Consider the following 21,955-nt stretch of genomic DNA (forward strand, 5'->3'; position numbering starts at 1 on the left):
CTTCTAGAGATTGTATCTCTGCTATCCTCTTCTCGAAGTAGAAATAGTCTTGCTTAGCCCTAACACCCTTGTACAAGAGCCAAGAACCATCATCAACAACAACGCTTGCCAGCACGTTTATGCCAAGATCAATCGAGGCTACCCTATCACCCTTTGGAGAGGCAATCTGGATAGTTTTTCTCTCACCCCTGACAATATGCTTGGCTTTATTGCCGTTTTTCGTTGTCTCTACACCGACCTCGACTGGTATGTGGGCATACCACTTATTGACAGCCTCGTCATATATTATCTCTAATCTACCCTGCTTCCCATACCATCTCAGCTTTCCCGCGAACTCTATCTCCATGTTGAAGTCCCTTAGGATGATTCTCCTCCTCTCTATATCCACTTCATATCGATCCTGCCTAATCACTATGATCTTCCTCCTCCCGCCCTCCCTATCCTTCCAATACCCAGGCGGGCTGATCTTCTTCATGAAGGGAGGTAGCCTCCCCTCCTTCATAGCCTTTAGCTCTGAGAAGAAGCTAGCCCAGGACTCGTTATTCTTCTGAATAACAGCCTGGGCATTGACACCGAGGATATCCCTATACCTCTCATAGTACCTCCTATAGGTTCCCTTGAAGTCTACTTTTTGTTTGCTGAAGAACTGCTGCCTCCTCTCATAGTTCACCTCATTATATAGCCTGGCACAGACATCAGCTAGCCACAGCAGCTTCCCATGCTGGTAACCATTTGGCAGTAGACAGACAACATTCTCCCTTATATTCGAGGAGGGGGCCTCCGAGATGGTGGGTATTGCGGAGGTAGATCGGCCCCCGCCCCTCATCCTAGTAGATTGACCCACCACCTCGGAAGCCCAGAGCATATATCGAAACAAAAACATAAAAACATAACCCCGCCTTCAAAGGCGAGGTTTGGTAACTATTTTATATCAAAGGATCTCTCAGGCTAATCCCTCTAGGGTCTGAATGTAAGTGTATCTAGAACGCTTGGCGTGTATATCTCGGCGAATCTTATCCTACCATCCTTGCTCCTCCTTATCTCATTTGCTAGGGATGCTATGGCATTTGGCTCTCCATGGTTCAGTATTATCTTCTTAGGCGGTGTTGGGAGGTTCTCGAGGAATCTTAGGAGCTGTCTCCTATCACTATGCCCCGAGAATCCTTCTACGCTTTGAACCTCCATGTTGACCTTAACAGTTGTTATCCTCCCATCCTCCTCTGGCAGCTGTATCTCCCTCTCACCATCCTTGATCCTCCTCCCCAGCGTCCCCTTAACCTGGTAGTTAACGAAGATCAGGGTGTTCCTAGGGTCTCCAGCCATCATCTTGAAATACTCTACAGCGGGGCCCCCTGTTAGCATCCCGCTTGTAGCCATTATTATGCTGCTCTCCTGGGCCTCAACTATATCTGCCCTTGCCCTTCTATCCTCAACCCTCTTGAATGTGTGGTAGCTAAACGGGTTCTCACCGCCCTTGAATAGTGCGAATGTCTCTCTAGATAGTAGCTCTGGATATGCTGTATGTATAGCTGTTACCTCGTCTATCATCCCCTCTATATATACGGGGATCTCCTCTAGCTTCTTCTCCATCATAGCTGTTCTTAGGATTAGCATGATCTCCTGGGCTCTCCCAACGCTTAGAGTTGGTATTAAAACCTTACCCCTCCTCTCTATAGTCTTCCTCACAATCTCTATAAGCCTCTCCTCAGCCTCCTCCCTAGGAGGTAGATCTGTTGCGCCATATGTGCTCTCCATTATTATAGCATCTACCCTCGGTATCTCTGTATCAGCCCTCTCCAGAAGCCTTGTCCTCTGATACTTTATATCGCCTGTATATAGAATGTTATATGCACTACCTCCAAAGCCGCTTATATAGATATGAACCATCGCAGACCCCAATATATGGCCTGCGTTGTATAGGGTTATCTTGACATCCGAGGCTATATCTGTTGTCTCACCATATTTCAGGGGTATTGTGTGGAGAACCATCTTCTGAACCTCCTTCTGCGTGAAGGGGAGTGGGTTCCCCTCCCTCCTAGCTACATCTAGTATGTCTAGCTGTAGCAGGGCCATGAGATCCCTTGTAGCCTCTGTAGCATATACAGGGCCGTCGTATCCGTATTTGAAGAGGAATGGTACTAGCCCGCAGTGATCCACGTGGGCGTGGGTTACAACAACAGCATCTATCTCCTCTGGTGATATTCCGAGCATATCCAGCCTTGGATACATGTTTGGAGGTGTATTCACACCTGGGTTTAGGCCGAAGTCGAGGAGGATCTTGCTGTTAGCTGTTTCAAGGAGAATCGCTGATCTCCCAACCTCCATGAAGCCTCCTAGAGCTGTTATTCTCACAGCCTCGTTTTTGAATAGGGGCTCGACATGGATCTTCTCGCTAGCCCTTCTAAGGAATTTAAGCCTATAGTCGCTCTCATCCATCATATAGCTCAATATACCCTCGAGCAGCGCAGATCTTATAGGCGGTTTTCTAACAACCCTAGGCCTCCAACCTGTTTCAACCAATATCTTTTTGAGGTTCTCCCCCTCAGCACCTATAACAAGCCCTGGCTTTACAGCCTTTATTATGACCTCTCCGAGGATCTCGTCGAACTCTATATCCTTCTCCTCAACCCCGGCCTCTGGCGGGACTAGCTCGAGGATCTTCGCCCTCGCCTCATGAGGCTTCTTCCTAGCCTGTGGATCTACCTTAACCACAACCCTCTTCTTGAGGATCTTGGCTATGTTTTTCACAGCAGATGACTCGGATCTGAGGAAGCTAGGGTTTCTAACATAGATCACTAGGTAGGGTCCTTCGAACTCTACTCTGCGCATCTCAGCCTCTGGGGGTATGTTCTCTACTATCACCTTCCTTATCTCGTCGAGAACCCTATCCCTCACGGAAAACCATCCTCGTTGTATATGGGCTGGCTATTTAACTGGGAAGTAGAGGCTTTTGATCCCCTGCTTTGTTATCACAACCACATCTATACCCTCTCCCGTGTATGCATCTCTCTTTATAGAGGCTGTTATAGCCTCTCTAGCTAGGTTTACAGCTTGCTCAACAGATAGATCTTCTGAGTATCCTGATTCGAGGACACCTATAGCTATTGGGCTCCCACTCCCAGTTGCAACATATTTCTCCTCAGTCACATCTCCGAAGAGCTCTATCTGGTATAGCCTCGGCCTATCATCTATCCCGCCTAGGAGGAGCTGGACTATGAATGGATAGTACTTAGAGCTGTTAAGCACTAGGGCTAGGAGGCTCGCCATAGCCTTTATACTCATGGGCATCCCAGTTGTTATATAATATAGCCTAGATCTATATCTCAGGAAATCAGCTATAGTCTGTGCATCAGCAACAAGCCCGGCTATGGTTAGCGCAGCCCTATTATCTATAGGCTCGATTTTTCTAACATTCTTATGAGCTATATACATACCAGAAGTAGCCCTCTTATCAGCCCCCATAACAACTGCCTCCTTGGTTACAAGACCCACGGTGGTTGTCCCCTTAACAGCTCCTCTCATATAGGCCTCTAGATATCTTCTATACACAGGGCTCCCCAGCATATCATGCTCAAACAAATCCCTTTCCCAATATCTAATTCGCTAAGGAACAAAATAAACCCCATATATACACCTCAAGGGAAATAGAGATGGGAGCACCTATGTCAATGGCTAGGAGGAAAAGCCTTGTAGAATCGATCATAGCTAATATAGAGGATAACAAGAACGACTGGGTCAAAGCACTGTTCTACTCAGATAAAGAGGTATCGAGAATCATGGAGAGGCTAATAAGCGAGTGGACTAAGAACAACATGAGTGGAGAACCCCTGGACTACGCAACAATAGAAGAGCTAGAGATACTAGCAGAGAAGGCAGAGCAATATAGAGACGCCCCGCAAGAGGCCTTCCTAAGAACAATGCTTAGAAAATCAACAAACACAGAGGAGCAAAACGAAGGCAAATAACACTCCTTCATTTAAAAGGGCATATCCACAGCTATAACACCCCGGGATAGATGTATGAAGATCCCAGCTGCTATAAAGCACTTAACCCCTCACAAATATATAATATATATGGCGGGGGTGCCCGAGCGGGTCAAAGGGGGCGGACTTAAGATCCGCTGGCGTAGGCCTGCGTGGGTTCGAATCCCACCCCCCGCACTATCGCATTACAAGTGGCTATAGGCTGGGATAGATAGGGTTGGTTACCATATATTCTCTAGGTTTTATGTGCTATACATCTATATATTGTAAGCTTTGGTGAGTATTCTTTCATCTCGGTGCATGATCTTACCTCAAGTCTAGATGTTCCTCTATGGATTGTTTCAATAGCATTTCCTGGGCTTTCAGCTAGTATATAGATATATGCCTTTCCACCCCTTTTAAGTAGATCGGCTATAACGTCTGTGAAAGGCTCTATATTTGTTGGGTTATCCGCTATGACTACGTCGAATTCCCCTCTTAGGGGTGGGTTTCTAGAGTCTGATATAACTGGATATACAGATCCTCTGAGCCTGTTCATAGCTATGGATCTCTTCATATGCTCCACAGCATATGGGTTTATATCGTTTGCAACAACCTCGGCCCTTCTAATCTTAGCTATGTTGAGTGCAAAGCCTCCATAGCCTGAGAAGAGATCTAGGACTAGGCTTCCATCAGCAATCTCCTGAGCAATCCTCAGCCTCTCACTAGCAAGCCTTGTGTTAACATACATAGAAGCTATATCAACTGAGAAGAGAATACCGTTCTCCCTATATATAGTTGTGGTTCTCCTCTCACCCCCTATATGGATTATACCCTGGATCCTCAGAGAACCCTCAACAGATCTCCTAGCATATACAGCCCTAACACCCCTATGGATCCTCATAATAGCCTCGGCAACCTCCCTCCCATAGGCAATCAAATCATCATCAAGCCTGATCAAAGCTATATCCCCTATAATATCAAAACTCCTAGGGAGGCGAGGCAAAACATCACTAGGAACAACACCGGCTAGAAGATCCCTATAGCTAACACCTCTCAAACCTCTACCAACCAAACGCTCCCCTAACATATCCAATACATAGTAAAGAAGCCGCCTTAAACATAGAGTGTAAAGATATAAATATACATAGAGTAACAGCTAGACCAGAACCTCTAGAAACGGAGGAGAAACAATGATAGAGAATTCTACTATAGCTGTGATATAGAGGATTGTTTCCTGATCTAGACTCAAGCTAGCATATCATATAATGACCATCTACCAGACAATATTTTTATATTAAATTTTATATTAGATTATATTCTGGGGTTTTAAGTGTGTCATATGTCTGTGATTGACTTCTTTCAGGAGGAGGTTTTTCCTGAGCATTTTAGGGGTAAGAGGGTTCTAGAGGTTGGGAGTAGGTATGTTAATGGGAGTGTCAGGCCTATGATCCAGAGGTTTTTAAATCCTAGTGAGTATATAGGGATTGATATTGAGCCGGGTAAATATGTAGATCTAATACTGCCTGCTGAAAAGATCGTTGAGAGGTTTGGTGAGGAGAGTTTCGATACAATTATATCTACAGAGGTTCTTGAACATGTTCATAATTGGAGGATCGTGATCTCACAGATGAAAAGGGCTTTGAAGCCAGGGGGTTTCCTATATATAACAACAAGATCTAAGGGATTCCCCTTCCACTCATACCCCTATGACTTTTGGAGATACGAGCCGAGGGATATGATCTCTATATTCAGGGACTTCAAAATATATAGACTTAAAAGGGATCCCGAGGCCCCTGGAGTCTTTCTAATAGCTCAGAAGCCTTTTAAATGGATCCCAGCTAATCTCGAAGAGATCGAGCTCTACTCAATGATCCTTGGGAGAAGAACTAGAGATATCCCCACGATAGACGATATACCTCTTACCAGAAAGATCATAGTCAATACTAAGAAGAAGATTGAAGAGACTAGATTATTAGAGGCAGCACTACCTCGGGCAGTCTTATGGGCTTTGAACAGGCTCTCATCATAGCTTTAATTTTAAATCATGGCTCTTCGTAGATTATTAGGGCAGTGATGTAATGAAGTGCATAACGCTCCTTACATTTACCCTTAACTCAGCTAGAGATCTAGAGAGACTTCTTAAAAACCATGTAGATATAGTTGATGAGATCCTAGTCATAGACAACTTTTCTCAAGACGATACGATAGAAGTTGCAAAGAAATACGGTGCTAAGGTATTCCAGGTAAAGCCTCGAGGATGCGTTGAGCCTAATAGGATGTTCGGTGTAAAGAGGGCTTCATGCGACTGGGTTCTGTATCTCGATGTTGATGAGATTCTTTCTCCGAGACTCAGAAGAGATCTTAGATCTATTGTTATCGATGCTAGCAGAAAGGGCTATGCAGCCCTCAGTATTGCAGAGGCTAATCTCGATTCTAGTGGAAGGCTGCTCCTAGGCCCTTTCTGGCCTGACAGGCATATCAGGATATATCAGAGAGATAAGGTTGTGTATAAGGGTATTATACATGAGCATCCCAGAATTATGGGAAGAATAATGGATCTTCCTGCTAATATATATTACATTGTTCATTTAGCGAATCTTAATAGTTATTCTAGGAAAATTAAGATCAAAAAGATCCTTAACTATGCCAGGCTAGAGGCTATAATGAAGAAGAGCCTCGGCTATAGGAATCCGATAGCAAAAACACTATTATACCTCTCACCACTCAGCATACCTCTTATATGGCTCTACATAAATGCTAGAACGATTTTAAAAGGATATCCAATCAACACCCCGGCACTTATCGAGGCATTCTATAACTATGCACTTTATCTAGGTATAGCCCAGTTCTTTATGAATATTTGTGGCAAAAGGAAAAGAGAGATCGCTAAAAAAGTCCAGGAAATAGGGCTTATCCAGCTACTCAGAGTAGAATAGCGGATAGAGAGCCTAGATACTCAAGCTCTTCTGAGTCAGAGCGAAATATAGATCGATAGTCTCAATATATTTTTTAATCAGTTATAATTATGGGGTTGTTGGTTGAGGTTTCACATGCAGCTTGGAAAGCTCACTGCTATATTTAAAAGGAGGGTGCTCAGGGTATCTCCAGAGGGGGCTGAGCCTCAGAAAATTTTTCTCCTATAGTGTTAGAGACCCCAGTTATCTGGGTCTTTCTCTACTAGGTCTTCATGTTGTTGATGCTGTGAGGCTTTCTAGGTTTCTGGGTATAAGCTCTAGACGCGCTCTTGATCTCTATAGAGAGGCCTTGGATCTGGAGCTGCTGAGACATATTAAGGCTAGATATATGCTTGCGGAGAGGCTTTCAAGTGTTGGGGGTGGTTTGGATCTCTATCTAGCACCATATTTATATACAATTGTCAGGGTTTTGAGGTCTAAGGTTGTTGTTGAGACCGGTGTTGGTCCTGGTGTTTCAACATGCTTTATTCTTCTAGCTCTTGAGAGGAACGGTGCTGGAGAGCTCTTCTCGATAGATCTTCCTGAGACTGATCAAGAGATCTATATTTCCATGGGGATGGCCAAAGAGTTCTATAGATACTTGCCAGAGGGTTGGACGCCCAGATGGCTTGTGCTGAATAGGTTGAAAAGGAGGTGGCACCTAGTCCTAGGGGATTCAAAAAGGCTTCTCCCAAAGCTTCTAAGAGATCTCGGATCGATAGACATGTTTCTACATAATAGCCTCCACACATATGAACACATGATCTTCGAATACACCATTGCATGGAAACACCTAACCCCAGAAGGGATCCTAGCCAGCTATGATGTAGATTGGAACAGCGATTTCGAAGACTTCTGCAGAGCTGTCGGTGCTAGGAGAGTTATAATAAAATGGAGACTCAGGCTAGCATCTCTCTAAAACTATGTGATAAGATAAAGTTTGAATCAAAACAACTTAGCCTTTATCTATAAGTCTCTTTATCATGCTCAGCTCCTTCTCCATGATCTCATTCCACGAAGGGAATCTAGGTGGTGACGCCTTCTGACCTATCAACTTGAGAGCCTCCTCGGCAAGGCCTCTAACATCGAACTCCTCGACAAGCGATATCCCTTCAGCACCTTTCTCGAGAAAGTCAATTCTCAGAGCGGGAATATCATAAGCAGCAACAGGGGTCCCAAGAGCTAGAGACTCGAGAACAGAATATGACACAGAGTCCTCGTGACTCGGGTAGAGATGAACTAATGCCCTTGCCTTCAACTTAAATAGCTCCTCCCTAGGAAGGTACCCTGTGAATTCAACCTTATCATGGATCCCAAGCCTTCTAGCCAAAGCTCTAAGCGCTCTTTCAATACTAGTTTCGAGGTGACTAGTCACGATCAGCTTTAGATTGGGCATTTTTCGAGCTATAATTCTAAAAGCATAGAATGCTTCGATCAACCCCTTCTCTGGAGCTACCCTTGCTGAATATAGTACTATGTTGCTCTTGGAAAGAGAACTCCTATTGATCAACTTAATTATTCTTTGATCTTCTTCGCCTAGCGTTGTCCCAGGATCCAATATAGATAGGTTATTCAGGCTAACGTTCATCTCCAATGGTATAGTAATCTATATGCCAACAATAAATGTGCAAAGTTTTCTGTAGTATAGATTAATGATACATCTCTCTGTAGATTCGATATACATGAGAAACCATTTCTAATAATATTATTGTTAAAATTTAACAGACCTATTTCTAAACTGGATAATGTTCTTCTTAATATGGGTAGTCTTTGAGATAGTGTTCTCAGATCTAGTATGCATACTCTTCTAATCCCAGCTTTTTTTTAACTCCTTATATATATGTTTAAGAGAAGCTATATGAATCATTTCTCTACCTATCAGAGGAATTATTGCTTTAACATCTATATCTTTAGAAACCATATGATATAGGCTTCTTCTAAATCTCATGCCGCCTCCTCCTAAGATGTCTGCAGGTATCAAAGCTAGCACAGCACACAAGGATACCCCTGAAATATTCATTTTCTACTTTTTAAATATAATGTTATTAACGTATTTGGAGTTGAGATTGCAACCTCCGGTAGCAATTGTGTGGGTTAATTATAATAGTATGAGTTTTATCGATCTTGCTAAAAGATCTTTAAGAGCTATTGCTTCTCTTGACTATAGGGATTTTTCCTTGGTGTTTGTTGATAATGGTTCTAATGATGGTTCCTATGAGGTTCTCAGGGGTTATGTTAAGGAGTTGAGGATCGATGTTAAGATCGTTAGGCTTGAACATAACATAGGATTTCCAGGGGCTAATAATATTGGGTATCTAGCCATGCCGAGCGATGCCCAATACTATGTTGCTATAAACAACGATGCTGTGCCGGAGAGGGATAGTCTTAAAAGGATCGTGGATTATATGGAGGGTAGGAGGGATGTTGCATCTGCTCAGGGTATTCTGTTAGATCTAGGTAGCGGGCTTATAGATACTATTGGTTGCTATATAAACGAGTTAATGATCTCGATACACCCATTTAGCGGAGAGCCCCTTGAGAAGGCTGTGAGGGCTCTCCCTACAGTGGTTACATATGTTAATGGAGCATATATGGTGGTTAAGAGAGAAGCTATCGAGAGATGCATAGGAGAGACCCCCTTTCCATGGCATGGCTTTCTATATATAGATGATAACATCCTCGGCCTAAGGCTATGGCAATGCAGCTATAGATCAATATCCATACCAGTACTTGCAGGATATCATAGGAGAGGCTCGACCTCGGGAAGAGGAGCAACAGCTACATACTATGCAATAAGATCATGGGTAGCCTCTGGTATTATAAGCAATTCGAGGTATAGAAATATAATCCCTATAATAGCATTATCAACAGCTATTAGGAGAAGCATCAGAAAAAGATCAGCTATAATAAGTAGAGCAGTCATAGACGGGATAAAGCTAGGGGAGAAACTAATTAGGGAAATAGGCGTAATAAACATATACAAGGCACCTATATTATATATAAGCCTATCAGAAGTACTAGGATCAATGACTTCTCTCAAGATAGTTGAAAGATACCGATCTCCTCCCAACCTCTAAGGAAGGGATCTGCTTAGAGCAGCTATATTTAGATCTATATCATTGATCTCTACCCAGCTTAGATCCTAGCCGATCTCAGGCTCGTCACCGCTATTCCGCATATCACACAGCATGGGAATACAGGCTTTGCAGGATTTGCTTTTATGAATTATAGATCATATTACCTCCTGAAATGCTCTAGCTTTCCGTTGTGAAAGCCCTGGGATTTATATGACCAGACAAGATCCTCTTCACCAAGTATCTCTCTAGTTGAATTAGAGGTTCTATGTGCTAGAGGCGCTTAACAAGAATGAAGAATTAACTCATTTAGAAACGAGCCACATATAAAAGATAACAGGTATAATATACTCTCACTCTAGAGAGGCAGGGCTTTCGAGTGTATCTGCAATTTAGCTTTGTAGCGAACCTATATAGAGGGGGCTTTGGATTTCCAAGTATCTTTTTAAAGAGCCCCAGAATCTTTCTACGTCTCCTAAGCATCTCTTGAATAGAGTAACCATCTAAAATCCCTCTTGTAAAAAACTCTTGAGGAGTACCATGCATGGTAGCCTATAACCCTTCCACCATGATGGTATTCAGATACACCATTGTTTGTTTATGATCTATATAGATGATTTTTCCTAAAGCCCTATAGCTTAAGCCATAATATGGTTCTCATATTATATCTGTGAATTTAATGGCAGGCCATAAGCGCTTATAGCCCCGCCCGTGTTGACTAAGGATCTCGGATCTATGATCATGAGAGATGGGTGAACTAGTAAGGAGATAAAATTTCTGGTATCTCTTATTCCAACTAGAACTGCTTTTTCAGGAACTAGCTGTCTAAGATCTTCTAGTGGATCTACAAGGATGGCATCTTGATCTAGAATAATTATTTCTCTTCACACCTATGTTATAGTCTACCTGGATAAGATGATTCAGGGTTGGCATATGATCTTTCAATCTTTGTATATATGTTGTGTTCCTCGACAGAACAACCTTCTTGCTAAATATGTTTAGGATCTTTATCAATGTTTTTAAACTTCCTATGGGAGCCATTATCTAAGATGACGATTTTTAGATCCTTTAGAAATCTCTCTAAAGATAGGAGCAGCAAGAGAAATCCGGCACATTAAAATAAACAACCCCACAACCTCTTCAGTTCGTGTACCAGAATATAGATGCTCACAGTTTAAAAGACATTTTACATGGATTCCGTATACAACATATTTAAGTTTGAATTTAGCCCAAGAATAATTACTCTTTAATCCTGTTAAGTATATGAGACAAAAGATAATGAAATATCATAGAGATTATCTCAGATATTTTTAAGTATTATGGTAAATTGCTTTGCGAGATTTGACCAGCTATATCTATAGGATCTCTGATGAATCGCCTTTCGATCGAATTCCCCTATAATTTCCAGAAATCTCGCTAAGTTCTCCGCAATATCAAGGGGGTTGTCGGAGCCTATATAGTAGCCGCACTTGTTGATCTTTAGCAGCGACTTAGTATAAGATATTATGGGGCCGAAGGCGAATATAGGTAGTCCGGCGGCCATATACTCATAGAGAGTTGTCCTAGCACTTGCAATGATCCATAGACTGTTAATAGATGGTCTACCTATTATTCCATAGTCGGATGTTATGAGGGTTCTTACTAGATCTCTTCTCTCTAAATAACCTTCAAAACTTACTAGATCATTTACCCCTAGCTTGTTTACAAGCTCCCTATATTTATTAGCTAACGCACCTGTCCCCACGATTTTTAGCTTTGTATGGAACCCTCTTCTCTTGAGGATCGCTAGGGCCTCTATAAATCTATCTAACATATGGTATCTCCAATTAAGATCCCCAACAAAAACCCCTATAGGGGGGTTCCTCCGTTCAAATCCATGTATGTTTTCGATGGCCTCTCTATATAGCTCGGTATCAGCCCCATTATATATAACCTCTATATCTTTTCTCCCGATCCTCAGCTCAAGGATCTTTCTAAATGGTTCTGTAACAGTTACTATCTTCTCGGCTTTGCTAATTATATCATATATAAATCTGTAGAGAGGATCTATTGCTTTTGATAAAATCCCATCATTAATTTCTGAATAATAGTCAGATAGATCTTGTATATCAACAACTAGGGAAGCACCTAGATCCTTTGATAGAAGCCCACCAAGTACTATAGCTTCATGGGAGGGCCAAGTAGCAACTATTATCTCAGGCTTATCCCTTGGAAACATGTTTTTAATGATCCTCCTCATAAAAAAGACCTTATAGATAATATCCCCTGCCCTAAAAAGACGTCTACGGGATCTAAGGGGGATCCTTATCACCTTCTCGCCGAAGAAACCTCCAACAGAAGGATCAGCTCTGGATACTGTCTCTAGGACAGTGACATCATAGCCAGATCTCATAAGCTCCCTCACAAAGTAAAATGCCCTAATCCCATTAGCCGTCTCAGGAGGAGGATATAAACCTGTTATATAGAGTATCTTCAATATTAACACCTATCCCAAATAGCATCTCCCCAAGGCTTTTTAACACATTATAGTTGGGTATAGAGAGCGACTCTACCATCCATAGCAGATCTACCTAGCTATATCACACCACGAGATCCTAAATGCATTATATGGGGTAGCCAAAGTTTGTTTCAGCATATCTAAACTTGGGGCATTTGCTGTCTTTCTCGCTTACTATGGCTTCTTGTAGGGGCCATTTAATAGCTAGATCTTCGTCTCGATAGTATATACATCTCTCGTGGGATGGCGAGTATTCCTTAGTAACCATATATACTACTATGGAATCTTCGATGGCTTGGAAGCCATGGGCAAATCCTGGGGGTATCCAGATTGCTTTCCCAGGGTATATCTCCTCTGCAACGTGTTTCCCATAGTATGGGGATCCTTTTCTTATGTCAACTGCTACATCATATATCCTGCCCTGGATTACATAGACTAGCTTCCCCTGCTCCGCTGGCTTTAGTTGGTAGTGTAGACCCCTTATAACGCTTCTTCTGGAAAAGCTCATATTAGCTTGGATATAGTCATAGGGGATCCCGTTTGAGAGGAAATCGCTTCTCTTATAGATCTCTGCGAAGAATCCTCTATGGTCTGGGAAGCTGATATATTCTATAACCACTATATCTGGGATCTCCAGGGTTTTGAATTTGAACGGCATTATCGATACCCAAGCTCCTTTTTAAGGATCTCTAGGGCCCCTTTTATATCATTCAGATCTATTCCGAGGATCCTGATCGCCTTCTCATTCCTAAGACTACTATCTATAGGCCTTGGAGCCTTGAAGGATAGGCTCTTAATGCTTATAGGCTCGACAAGCTCTCTCCTGAATCCAAAGACATCGCAGATGGCTAGGGCAAACTCATACCTAGTCATCCTAGGCCCTGCTACATGTATAATACCGCTAACATCTCTTCCTAATAGTCTTTCAATAGCAATCCCTATGAGGGTATTCAACGTGGGAGAGATCCACTGATCATTAGCAGCACTAACCTTCTCACCCCTTCCAAGCTTCTCGATAACCACCCTCCCGAAGTTAGGTCTCCCAGGCCCGGCTCCATATACACTTGAGATCCTCACGATAGTGCCTCCAAAGCTCCTCACAATCTCCTCTGCTAGAAGCTTTGTCAAACCATAGTAGTTGATGGGCCTCGGAAGATCTTCTTCTGAGTAGAGCCCCCTAGATCCGTCGAAGACATAATCGGTGGAAATATAAAATATGTTAGAACCGATCCTATAAGACTCTCTAACAACCCTCCTCGCAGATTCAACGTTGACCCTATAGCATTCATCCTTGTTCTCCTCACAATAATCAACATTACCTATAGAGGCTACATGTATAACAACATCAGGTCTAAGATCCCTTATAACCCCCTCCGGATCAACACTAAGATCCCTCTGGATTGTTATCACACCCTCTATCTGCACAGGATTGCTTCTATAGATCCCGATAACCTCATACCTCTTCGATAGCTCTAGAGCTATTTTATAGCCTGGAGACGAGCTAACCCCTGTAACTAGGATCCTCATGGCTCTAGAGCCCCGGGGTTCTTCTCTAAAAGCCTCTTATACCACTCAACAGTAATCCACCTAGGATCCTGTCTTAAATTGCCCAGAACTAGCTCGTGGTATATCTGTTTAACCCCATCCTCAACACTGTAGAGAGCCTCGAAGCCGAGGAGCTCTCTAGCCCTTCTAAAGCTCACCCTATAGGATCTCCTATCGGGGTCTCCGTAGAACTCTATCTCACCCCCAACAATTCTTTTAACTATATATGCCACATCTATAACCCTGTAGTTCTGATCATCCGAACCAATGTTAATCACCACCCCGTTTACCTTATCCCCATCAGCCTCGAGGGCTAGGTGAATTGCTCTAGACGCATCCATAACGTGTATGAGAGGCCTAACCTGGGTTCCATCCCTCATAACCCTTATAACCCCCTTCTCATATGCCCATAACGTCATTCCATTCACAAGTAAATCAAATCTCATCCTCTTAGAAGGGCCATAGACGGTTGCAAGTCTCAGGGCAAGTGCTTCGAAGCTCTTCGATGCTAGGGGTAGGATCTCTCTCTCAGCTAATAGATTTGCTCTGGCATATGTTGTCAGGGGATTCGGCTCGGAATCTTCGTCAACCACGCCATCCTGCTTGCCATATATGCTACAGCTAGATATCAGGATATACCTTTTAACCCCTTTTTTAACAGCTATATTTGCTATCCTAACCCTCCCCCTATAGTTAATCGAGAAGGTCCACTCAGGGTTAAGCTCTCCCGAGGGATCATTAGACAGGGCTGCCATATCAACAACAGCGTCTACCCCGCTAAGCACCTCAGGATCTACTGTTCTTATATCTGCTTTAATTAATTCGAAACCCTTCTCACCTATAACATGGGACAGTAGATCCTCACCGAAGTATAGCCTATCAACACATCTAACCTCATAGCCCTTTCTAAGTAGATATGGCGTTAACGTTGTCCCTATATAGCCTCCGCACCCGGTTACCAGGATCTTCATACCTCCACCTCTGAGTAGTCACCCACGTTCAGCCTTATCCCTCTCCTCGAGTTTCTAACTATCCTTGCATTCCTACCAACAAGGCTTTCCTCAAGACCCTGTATCCCTATTATAGATGCGTTTTCAAGAACCACAGAATATTCCAGCGAGCTATTCTTTATAACCACATTATCTCCGATACTTGTATATGGTCCTACAAAGGATTCTTCGATCAGGGCATTTTTACCTATCACAGCAGGTCCTCTCACAACACTCCTAACCACCTTGGCTCCCTCGTCTATAAATACCCTGCCCTCGATCTTAGAATCTATTACCTCCCCCCTTATATCCCTAGTAACCCTTTCATCCAGTATTATTGCATTAGCTGTTAGAACATCATCCTTCTTACCTATATCCAGCCACCACCCCTCTACAATTGAATAGCCCACGCTATACCCCCTATCGATTAGGATTTGAATTGCATCTGTTATCTCCAGCTCGCCCCTCCAGCTTGGCTTGAGATCCCTTATAGCATCGAATATAGCTGGAGGTCTGAAGAAATATACACCTACCAGCGCGTACCTGCTAGGAGGATCCCTGGGCTTCTCTACAAGCCTAACTATCCTCCCCCTCTCATCTAGCTGTGCAACACCAAACCTCCTGGGATCCTCAACCTCTTTAAGAAGTACATATGCATCGTAGGAGCCCTCAAGAAATCTCTCTAGATATCTCTTTATCCCACCTTGGAGGAGATTATCGCCAAGATAGACAACGAAGGGATCATCACCAACGAAATCCCTAGTCAGCCCCACAGCATGGGCTATCCCCAGAGGCTTGCCCTGGTTGATATAGGTTATCCTACATCCATATCTAGAGCCATCTCCATACCTCTCAACAACCCTCTCCGGATATAGATCCCCAAGTATAATAGCTATTTCTTTAACCTCACATGATACGAGATCTTCAAGCACATATTGAGAAACAGGCTTATTCGCTATAGGGATCAACTGCTTAGGACCGCTGAAAGTGAGGGGTCTAAGCCTAGTCCCAAGCCCTCCATGGAGGATAACACCCTTAACTCTATTAGCTATCCCTAGTCACCTTGAAAAATCTATTCAGAGGATATTTAAATTAATATTGGTATTCTCTATACCCGCGAATCTTATTTGAATAATAATATTTTATAGTGTTACACTATGACATCTATAAGCCTTGCCTCTCTAGAACGTGTTTGAAGATAGCTTCGCGATATATCCTTCGAGGTATTCATAATCATCATAGCTGCTTCTACTTCAGCTGATATAGGATGGCGCCAGATCCTAGTTATGTTAATTATTGGTAGGGCTCCTCGCGGCTGGTTAGATCTGATGGGTTGTCCTCTTTATTCTCGGGTTTGCTAGCGGTTCTAGAGATCTTACGAACATATATATTGAGAGGGATATTGCCCCAATAAATATTCCTGGGATTGCTACCCACCACCAAGCTATTCTCCACGCCCCTGTTAGCCTAGCTTGGTTTAATATGTTTCCTAATGTATATGTATCTTGGGATCCAACCCCTAGGAATCCTAGTGTTGCTTCCGCTAGTATTGCATAGGCTACGACGCTTGCGAAGTCAAGCAGTACTAGGGGGAGAACAGCTGGTAATATATATCTAAATATTATCCTTAGATGCCCTGCTCCGAGGGCCCTCACAGCCTCTACCATCTGTGTTGACGCTACAGCCATCGTTTGGGATCTGATTATCCTAGCTGTTGTTCTCCAGATTAGGGCTGATATAGCTATTATAACAGTTAGGGTGCTCGGCCTCATAATCATTGCTAGGAGTATTGCAAATGGTTCTAGGGGTATTGTGTATACGAAGTTAATTATTGTATTAAATATTGAATCGATCTTACCTCTGAAATATCCAGAGAGAAGCCCAACTATAGAGCCTAGAAGAACCACTAGACATGCGACTGCGACACCTATGAAGAGTGACATCCTAATCCCAACCATTATCTGTGCCATTAGATCTTGGCCATAGTAGTTAGTCCCAAAGGGATGCCTAGGAGATGGAGGCTCTAAACTCGCTACAAAGCTTCCATAGGCGAGTAGATAGATATCCCCATCAACTATGGAGGCCCTCCTAACCCCCTCAACACCTCTAGCCTCGAAAACCCCCGTTATTTTTGAGCCTGATTCAATAGTCACAATAGATCCTCTTGAGCCTATTGCATAGACCCTATCCCCACTTACAACGATATCAACGAGATCATCTATTGTGCCGCTGTTAAGAGTATAGATAGATCCCCCGCTATATATGGCGAGAGAACCGTATCTCCCAGAGGCTATGAAGCCTTCTCCAAAGCATCTCACAGCAAGTAGATCATCGAAGACTGGTCTATAAATGGTGGAAGCCATGGTAGATAGATTCATAACATAGATTCTGCCCCCCTGGCCGGCAAGAACAAGAAGATCTCCACATATATCCCCCGCATGGGGTCTCCAGCCAAGGTTGGCGAGGTATTCAATAGAGGTGTTATTCATAGCTCTATCCATATAGACTCTATAGATCTTGCCGGAGACATCCCATAGAAAGACCTTATCCCTACTGGGGAGAATACCAATGGGGTTGAACCCTATATTAGCTATATATATAAAGCCCTCTAAACCCGAGGCAGATATTCTGGAAAGATATATCTTGCCATCACCAGCAACCACTAGGATATCATTGGTAATGCCCATACTTGTTACATTAGCGGGAGATCTAACTCTTATCTGGGAAGAGACTCCAGAGGTGGGTGCTAAATTAATGATGATTATCTCCCCCAGCCCTTTTTCATCTCCCCCATAGGCTATGAATCCCCCTCTATAGCTGGTGGATAGATCTATTGATACCCCTCTCAGTCTTAGGATCTCCTCATAGCCCCTATTGCTATAGCTATATATTGCGGCTGAATATATATAGAAAACACCGCTAGGATCGACCCTATATATCGCTGGACCAGCGATTCCAAAGAGAGCTATTGCTATGAGAACCGCTAGCGGGATCAGCGATGATCTCTCGAAGAGCACAGCCTTTATCGAGGATAATAGGTTTGCCATTCTATAGCTGTCACCTCCTAGTCCTAGGATCCAAGATGCTGTAAAGGATATCAGCTATAGTGTTGCTCACAATAATAGCTAGCGACATAATGGCAAAAACACCCTGTGCAAGTGGATAGTCCAGGTTGTTGAATGCTATAACGAGCTCCCTACCAATCCCCGGCCACGAGAACACCGTTTCGAATGCGACAGAGCCTGCGAAGGAGAGCCCCACAGCTATCCCGAGCTGTGTTATTAGGGGGAGTATACTATATCTAGATGCATCTCTAACTATCTTGCTCTGGGGATGTCCTATGGCTCTCAGAGTTGTTATAAAGTCCTCGCTGAGTGTCGATATCATGGAGGCCCTCATCAGGAGGGTTGGGCTTGACATGGTATATATTGTTAGCACTGTATATGGGAGTATCCAGTGGTGTAGAAAATCAAGGCTTAAGATCTTCTCTATGAAGTTTGTAGCCTCATAGGGAGGTGTTCTCATACCACCAGGTGGGAAGATTCTGAGCTCAACCGATAGGAGGATCAGCGCTATAAGCCCGATCCAGAATAGGGGGAGAGACTGGGTTAGGGTCATGATCGATACTCCGAGCCTCTCAAACATGCTACCCCTCCTCCAAGCCATATAGGATCCCAAGATCCATGCTAGGGTATATGCTGTTGCTATCGATGGGAATACAAGGATAGCTGTGTTTAGAAGCCTATCGGTCACTATATCCCTAACTGGGGCTTTATATAAGAATGAGATGCCCATATCCCCTTTCAGGAAGTTAGTTATATATAGAATATATTGCTCATATAGAGGTCTGTCAAGGCCGAAGGATCTCCTTATGATCTCCCTCTCCTCAGGCCCCAGACCCTCTCTCAGATATATTATGGTTGGGTCTGGGAAGGCTAATCTGAAGAGGAGGAATTGAAATGTGAGGATCGATATATATAGTAAAAAAAGGATAATCACTAGATATATGATCCTCGATAGCATCCCCCTCTAATCCCTCTTAATGGTATAGTTAGCGGGATAATGTATCCTCCCACTCGCATCCCATGTGAAGCCTGCCTTTGCAAGCAGCTCCCTAGCCTTGGAGAGGTTATAGCTATATGTAAGCACATCTGGGTTATGCCAGAAGCTGTTGACAGGAGCTATTATATATCCCTTCTCACCATATCCCTTTAAGATAACATTTATGATATAGTCATACGGCACTGCATAGAGTAGTGCCTGCCTAACCAGCTTCAGATCAAATGGAGATCTCCTCACGTTGAACATGAGATCAGCATCAAGTGCAAAGCCCCTACCCTTTATAATCGAGATATAGTCGTACTTGCTAAGCACATCAACATGCCCCGGTAGAAGGCTGACAGCCGTTGCATCAGCCTGTCCCAGGATTAGTGCGTTCACAACCCCCTCGAGATCCCCATAGATCTTTATAGTTATCCTTGAAACCTTTATCGGGGGAACCTTGAAGCCAGGTATATCTATGCCTCTATATGCGAAGTGCCCTGGAAATACCTCCATAGATATATACTCCTTCCTAACCCACACTGGGTTTCTGAAGGGGCCTGAACCTACTTTTAGAACCTGGGCCAACTGATCTTCGGTGAGGGATCCTGGATCAGTTATGTTTTCCCACACATGCTTAGGTAGGATCGGGATCATATAGAGCGAATTGGTTATGAACGAGGCATCTGGGCTCTTTAGATAGAACCTCACAGCGGTTTGGTTGATCACCTCAACCTTATCTATGTTTCTAAAGTATGGCCTGAAATATGCAAAGTTATTCTTAATATAATAGTCATAGCTGAACTTCACATCATCAGCCGTTATCGGCTTTCCATCATGGAAGACAGCGTTACCCCTGATCTTAACCTCAACAGTTGTTGGAGACGTTATAGCTATGCTCTCCGCTAGCCATGGTATTGGCCTTCCATCGGGTCCGAGTCTGACAAGCGAGTCGTAGATGAATTTAAGCACATACCATGAGAATATCAGAGAGGCTTTCAACGGGTTAAGGCTATCTGGCTCTGTGTTGCTTGCGTATATAAGCTCCTGCATAGATCCTGTGGCTGGTGTTATGAAGTAGGGCTGCCACTCGTGGAAGAGGGGATTGCCAGGCATGATCAGGGGGTTAGACCATTTTTTAGAATTATACGCTGCTAAAACGAAGCTGTGGTATAGATTGTATCTAGGAGCCTCCTCATGGAAGATCTGCTGTAGCCTATAAACAATCTCCCTCCTCTTCTCGGGATCAAGGGTTGTTTTCTGAAGATCATATAGGCGATCATACTCAGGGTTTGAATACCCAGTGGGGTTATTAGCTCCCTCACCTTTCTTACCTATCTCGCTAGTCGTTATCAGCCCTAGGAATAGATTGGGATCGAGCCTATCGATTCTAGCGCCCCAGCCGAAGACGCATACATCGAAGTCCCATTCATAGTAGCATTTCTTGTCAACCTGCGAGGCCTCTAAACCTATAACCTCTACCTCAAACCCTAGCTTCCTCCACTCGGCAGCTATAGCCTGGACAGCGGCCCACCTCTGTGGATTCTCAGCCTCTGTAGTGGTTATTATTGTGATCTTCTGCACAGGCGGCCCCATGGGCTGTAAAGGAGTAGTAGCCTGGGTCGGTGATGGCGAAGCCTGCGGGATAGTTAGAGGTGTTGGGGGCTGTGTAGCTATCGTCTGCTGAGGAGCTCTTCTAGGGCTAAGCATCTGAATCGATATTATCCCCGCTATTGCTGCAATAACCACTATTAGAGCAATCACTATAGCCCAGATCCTCGTAATACTCCTCACCCTATCACCGCTAAAGTGAAGGAACAGGAGATATATAAGGAGTTTCCATAAGCTTTAAAACAGATCCTTGAACTTAATATGTATAATGTTTTCACAGCTGGTAATCTCCTTTGGAATTAAGAGAAGCCTAGAATTATGCTGAGTAGAAAATATAATCTATGATGGCTAAGGGGTAGGGGGGTAGAGGGTGTATGGCGATAATTGCTTCATAGATCGGTTGATCTTCTGCTGCGGATTCTCCTATAAAGCCCCACGGTTTTTAGAGCCCCACCATAGAGGGCTGGGGTGATGTTTAGTGGCTGTGGAGGGCTTTATCGCTGTATGGATTGTCTTCTCTATTTCGATAGCTCTTATAGTGTCTAGAAGGGTTGAGGAGTCTCTAGCCGGGCTACTAGGTGTTGCTGTACTTCTCTTAGCAGGCTATGTCGGTCTTGGCGAGGCTTTCGGCTCTCTTGTTGATTGGAATATCATTGCTATATTGCTTGGTATGTGGATTATATCGTACCATCTAACGAGATCTGGTTTTCCAGAGCTTGTGGTCTCTTATTTCTCGAGGTTTATGAGGAGCTCTCGGGATATTGCTCTTATCCTATCCTTCATAGCTGGTTTGATAAGCACTGTGGTTGATAATGTGCTTGTGGTTATGCTGATAACGCCTATAGCTATCTCGATAGCCAGGGCATACGGTGTAAACCCGCTTCCAATAGCCCTTCTAGCAGCTCTAACAGCAAATGCAACGGGCACAGCACTGCTCCTAGGTGATCTGCCTCCACAGCTTCTCCACAGCGTGTTCGGTGCTGAGTTCACTGATTTCATATATATGCATGGGAGGCCCTCAAGCTTCCCTATACTAATGATATCTATCCTCGTCACCCTCTATATATCCTCAAGGATCCTTGTGCCGGCCATACCAATAAGAGTATCTAGGCCAGCCGGGCAGAGGCTGGATAATGGCATAGCATCTAGAGGGTATCTCTATCTCTCTATAGCCATGTTCTCAGTCGCGATAGCTCTTATGAGCCTTAGGAGGGAGATAAGCATCTATCTAGGAAGGGAGATGCCTCTAGGCGTCTTCCCCCTAGCAACAGCGGTAATA

19 protein-coding genes and 1 tRNA gene are annotated in these 21,955 nt (G+C 43.7%); 7 read left to right on the forward strand and 13 right to left on the reverse strand.

What is annotated here, in order from left to right; translation table 11 throughout:
- The 3 genes from QXE01_05745 to psmB form a co-directional block, all read right to left on the reverse strand.
- Nucleotides 1-847, reverse strand: an 847-nt coding sequence (locus QXE01_05745) for a transposase (GenBank protein ID MEM4970738.1), incomplete at its 3' end; no start/stop codon positions are given.
- Between the two features lie 110 nt (nt 848-957).
- Nucleotides 958-2,895, reverse strand: coding sequence for a beta-CASP ribonuclease aCPSF1 (locus QXE01_05750; GenBank protein MEM4970739.1), 1,938 nt, complete (start codon nt 2,893-2,895; stop codon nt 958-960).
- Between the two features lie 30 nt (nt 2,896-2,925).
- Nucleotides 2,926-3,522, reverse strand: coding sequence for an archaeal proteasome endopeptidase complex subunit beta (psmB, locus tag QXE01_05755; protein ID MEM4970740.1), 597 nt, complete (start codon nt 3,520-3,522; stop codon nt 2,926-2,928).
- Nucleotides 3,523-3,650: 128 nt separating this feature from the next.
- Between psmB and QXE01_05760 the strand changes: the two genes are divergently transcribed.
- Nucleotides 3,651-3,965, forward strand: a complete 315-nt coding sequence (locus QXE01_05760) for a hypothetical protein (protein MEM4970741.1) — start codon at nt 3,651-3,653, stop codon at nt 3,963-3,965.
- Between the two features lie 111 nt (nt 3,966-4,076).
- Nucleotides 4,077-4,160 (forward strand) — tRNA-Leu (locus tag QXE01_05765).
- Nucleotides 4,161-4,218: 58 nt separating this feature from the next.
- Here the strand turns inward: QXE01_05765 and QXE01_05770 are convergent.
- Nucleotides 4,219-5,037, reverse strand: a complete 819-nt coding sequence (locus QXE01_05770) for a methyltransferase domain-containing protein (GenBank protein MEM4970742.1) — start codon at nt 5,035-5,037, stop codon at nt 4,219-4,221.
- Nucleotides 5,038-5,304: 267 nt separating this feature from the next.
- On the opposite strand from QXE01_05770, the gene QXE01_05775 reads away from it, so the two are divergent.
- From QXE01_05775 to QXE01_05785, 3 genes are all read left to right on the forward strand, one after another.
- Nucleotides 5,305-5,994: a class I SAM-dependent methyltransferase gene (locus QXE01_05775; GenBank protein ID MEM4970743.1), complete on the forward strand. Its 690-nt coding sequence runs from the start codon at nt 5,305-5,307 to the stop codon at nt 5,992-5,994.
- Nucleotides 5,995-6,043: 49 nt separating this feature from the next.
- On the forward strand, nt 6,044-6,901 hold the full coding sequence (locus QXE01_05780) for a glycosyltransferase family 2 protein (protein MEM4970744.1): 858 nt from the start codon (nt 6,044-6,046) through the stop codon (nt 6,899-6,901).
- 121 nt (nt 6,902-7,022) lie between these two features.
- Nucleotides 7,023-7,838: a class I SAM-dependent methyltransferase gene (locus QXE01_05785; protein MEM4970745.1), complete on the forward strand. Its 816-nt coding sequence runs from the start codon at nt 7,023-7,025 to the stop codon at nt 7,836-7,838.
- A 36-nt stretch (nt 7,839-7,874) separates the two neighbouring features.
- Here the strand turns inward: QXE01_05785 and QXE01_05790 are convergent, their stop codons facing one another.
- Entirely contained in the window at nt 7,875-8,507 is a 633-nt protein-coding gene (locus QXE01_05790; protein ID MEM4970746.1) for a glycosyltransferase family 4 protein, read from the reverse strand.
- A gap of 451 nt (nt 8,508-8,958) precedes the next feature.
- Between QXE01_05790 and QXE01_05795 the strand changes: the two genes are divergently transcribed.
- Entirely contained in the window at nt 8,959-9,996 is a 1,038-nt protein-coding gene (locus tag QXE01_05795; protein MEM4970747.1) for a glycosyltransferase family 2 protein, read from the forward strand.
- Nucleotides 9,997-11,293: 1,297 nt separating this feature from the next.
- On the opposite strand, the gene QXE01_05800 is transcribed toward QXE01_05795, so the two are convergent.
- From QXE01_05800 to QXE01_05835, 8 genes are all read right to left on the reverse strand, one after another.
- Nucleotides 11,294-12,469, reverse strand: a complete 1,176-nt coding sequence (locus QXE01_05800) for a glycosyltransferase (protein MEM4970748.1) — start codon at nt 12,467-12,469, stop codon at nt 11,294-11,296.
- Nucleotides 12,470-12,596: 127 nt separating this feature from the next.
- Entirely contained in the window at nt 12,597-13,148 is a 552-nt protein-coding gene (gene rfbC, locus QXE01_05805; protein MEM4970749.1) for a dTDP-4-dehydrorhamnose 3,5-epimerase, read from the reverse strand.
- Nucleotides 13,148-14,017, reverse strand: a complete 870-nt coding sequence (locus tag QXE01_05810; protein ID MEM4970750.1) for an NAD(P)-dependent oxidoreductase — start codon at nt 14,015-14,017, stop codon at nt 13,148-13,150. The genes rfbC and QXE01_05810 overlap by 1 nt, the downstream gene beginning before the upstream one ends.
- Nucleotides 14,014-15,006, reverse strand: coding sequence for an NAD(P)-dependent oxidoreductase (locus QXE01_05815; GenBank protein ID MEM4970751.1), 993 nt, complete (start codon nt 15,004-15,006; stop codon nt 14,014-14,016). The genes QXE01_05810 and QXE01_05815 overlap by 4 nt, the downstream gene beginning before the upstream one ends.
- Entirely contained in the window at nt 15,003-16,076 is a 1,074-nt protein-coding gene (locus QXE01_05820) for a glucose-1-phosphate thymidylyltransferase (GenBank protein MEM4970752.1), read from the reverse strand. Before QXE01_05820 ends, QXE01_05815 begins: the two co-directional genes overlap by 4 nt.
- Nucleotides 16,077-16,343: 267 nt before the next feature.
- Nucleotides 16,344-18,071 (reverse strand): ABC transporter permease, encoded by a 1,728-nt coding sequence (locus QXE01_05825; protein MEM4970753.1) that lies wholly within the window; start codon nt 18,069-18,071, stop codon nt 16,344-16,346.
- A gap of 10 nt (nt 18,072-18,081) precedes the next feature.
- A complete protein-coding gene (locus QXE01_05830; GenBank protein ID MEM4970754.1) occupies nt 18,082-19,047 on the reverse strand; it encodes an ABC transporter permease in 966 nt (321 codons plus the stop codon).
- Nucleotides 19,048-19,053: 6 nt separating this feature from the next.
- A complete protein-coding gene (locus QXE01_05835; protein ID MEM4970755.1) occupies nt 19,054-20,859 on the reverse strand; it encodes an ABC transporter substrate-binding protein in 1,806 nt (601 codons plus the stop codon).
- A gap of 295 nt (nt 20,860-21,154) precedes the next feature.
- Here QXE01_05835 and QXE01_05840 point away from each other — a divergent pair.
- A partial coding sequence (locus QXE01_05840; GenBank protein ID MEM4970756.1) for an SLC13 family permease occupies nt 21,155-21,955 on the forward strand: 801 nt, incomplete at its 3' end.

The sequence above is a fragment of the Sulfolobales archaeon genome (assembly GCA_038897115.1).
In the GTDB taxonomy this organism is placed as follows: domain Archaea; phylum Thermoproteota; class Thermoprotei_A; order Sulfolobales; family AG1; genus AG1.

Bases quoted from the DNA above. Each gene is read 5' to 3' on its own strand.
- psmB (MEM4970740.1), bottom strand. From the start codon at position 3,522: ATGAGAGGAGCTGTTAAGGGGACAACCACCGTGGGTCTTGTAACCAAG.
- QXE01_05760 (MEM4970741.1), top strand. From the start codon at position 3,651: ATGGGAGCACCTATGTCAATGGCTAGGAGGAAAAGCCTTGTAGAATCG.
- QXE01_05775 (MEM4970743.1), top strand. From the start codon at position 5,305: ATGTCTGTGATTGACTTCTTTCAGGAGGAGGTTTTTCCTGAGCATTTT.
- QXE01_05780 (MEM4970744.1), top strand. From the start codon at position 6,044: ATGAAGTGCATAACGCTCCTTACATTTACCCTTAACTCAGCTAGAGAT.
- QXE01_05790 (MEM4970746.1), bottom strand. From the start codon at position 8,507: ATGAACGTTAGCCTGAATAACCTATCTATATTGGATCCTGGGACAACG.
- QXE01_05795 (MEM4970747.1), top strand. From the start codon at position 8,959: ATGTTATTAACGTATTTGGAGTTGAGATTGCAACCTCCGGTAGCAATT.
- rfbC (MEM4970749.1), bottom strand. From the start codon at position 13,148: ATGCCGTTCAAATTCAAAACCCTGGAGATCCCAGATATAGTGGTTATA.
- QXE01_05810 (MEM4970750.1), bottom strand. From the start codon at position 14,017: ATGAGGATCCTAGTTACAGGGGTTAGCTCGTCTCCAGGCTATAAAATA.
- QXE01_05815 (MEM4970751.1), bottom strand. From the start codon at position 15,006: ATGAAGATCCTGGTAACCGGGTGCGGAGGCTATATAGGGACAACGTTA.
- QXE01_05825 (MEM4970753.1), bottom strand. From the start codon at position 18,071: ATGGCAAACCTATTATCCTCGATAAAGGCTGTGCTCTTCGAGAGATCA.
- QXE01_05830 (MEM4970754.1), bottom strand. From the start codon at position 19,047: ATGCTATCGAGGATCATATATCTAGTGATTATCCTTTTTTTACTATAT.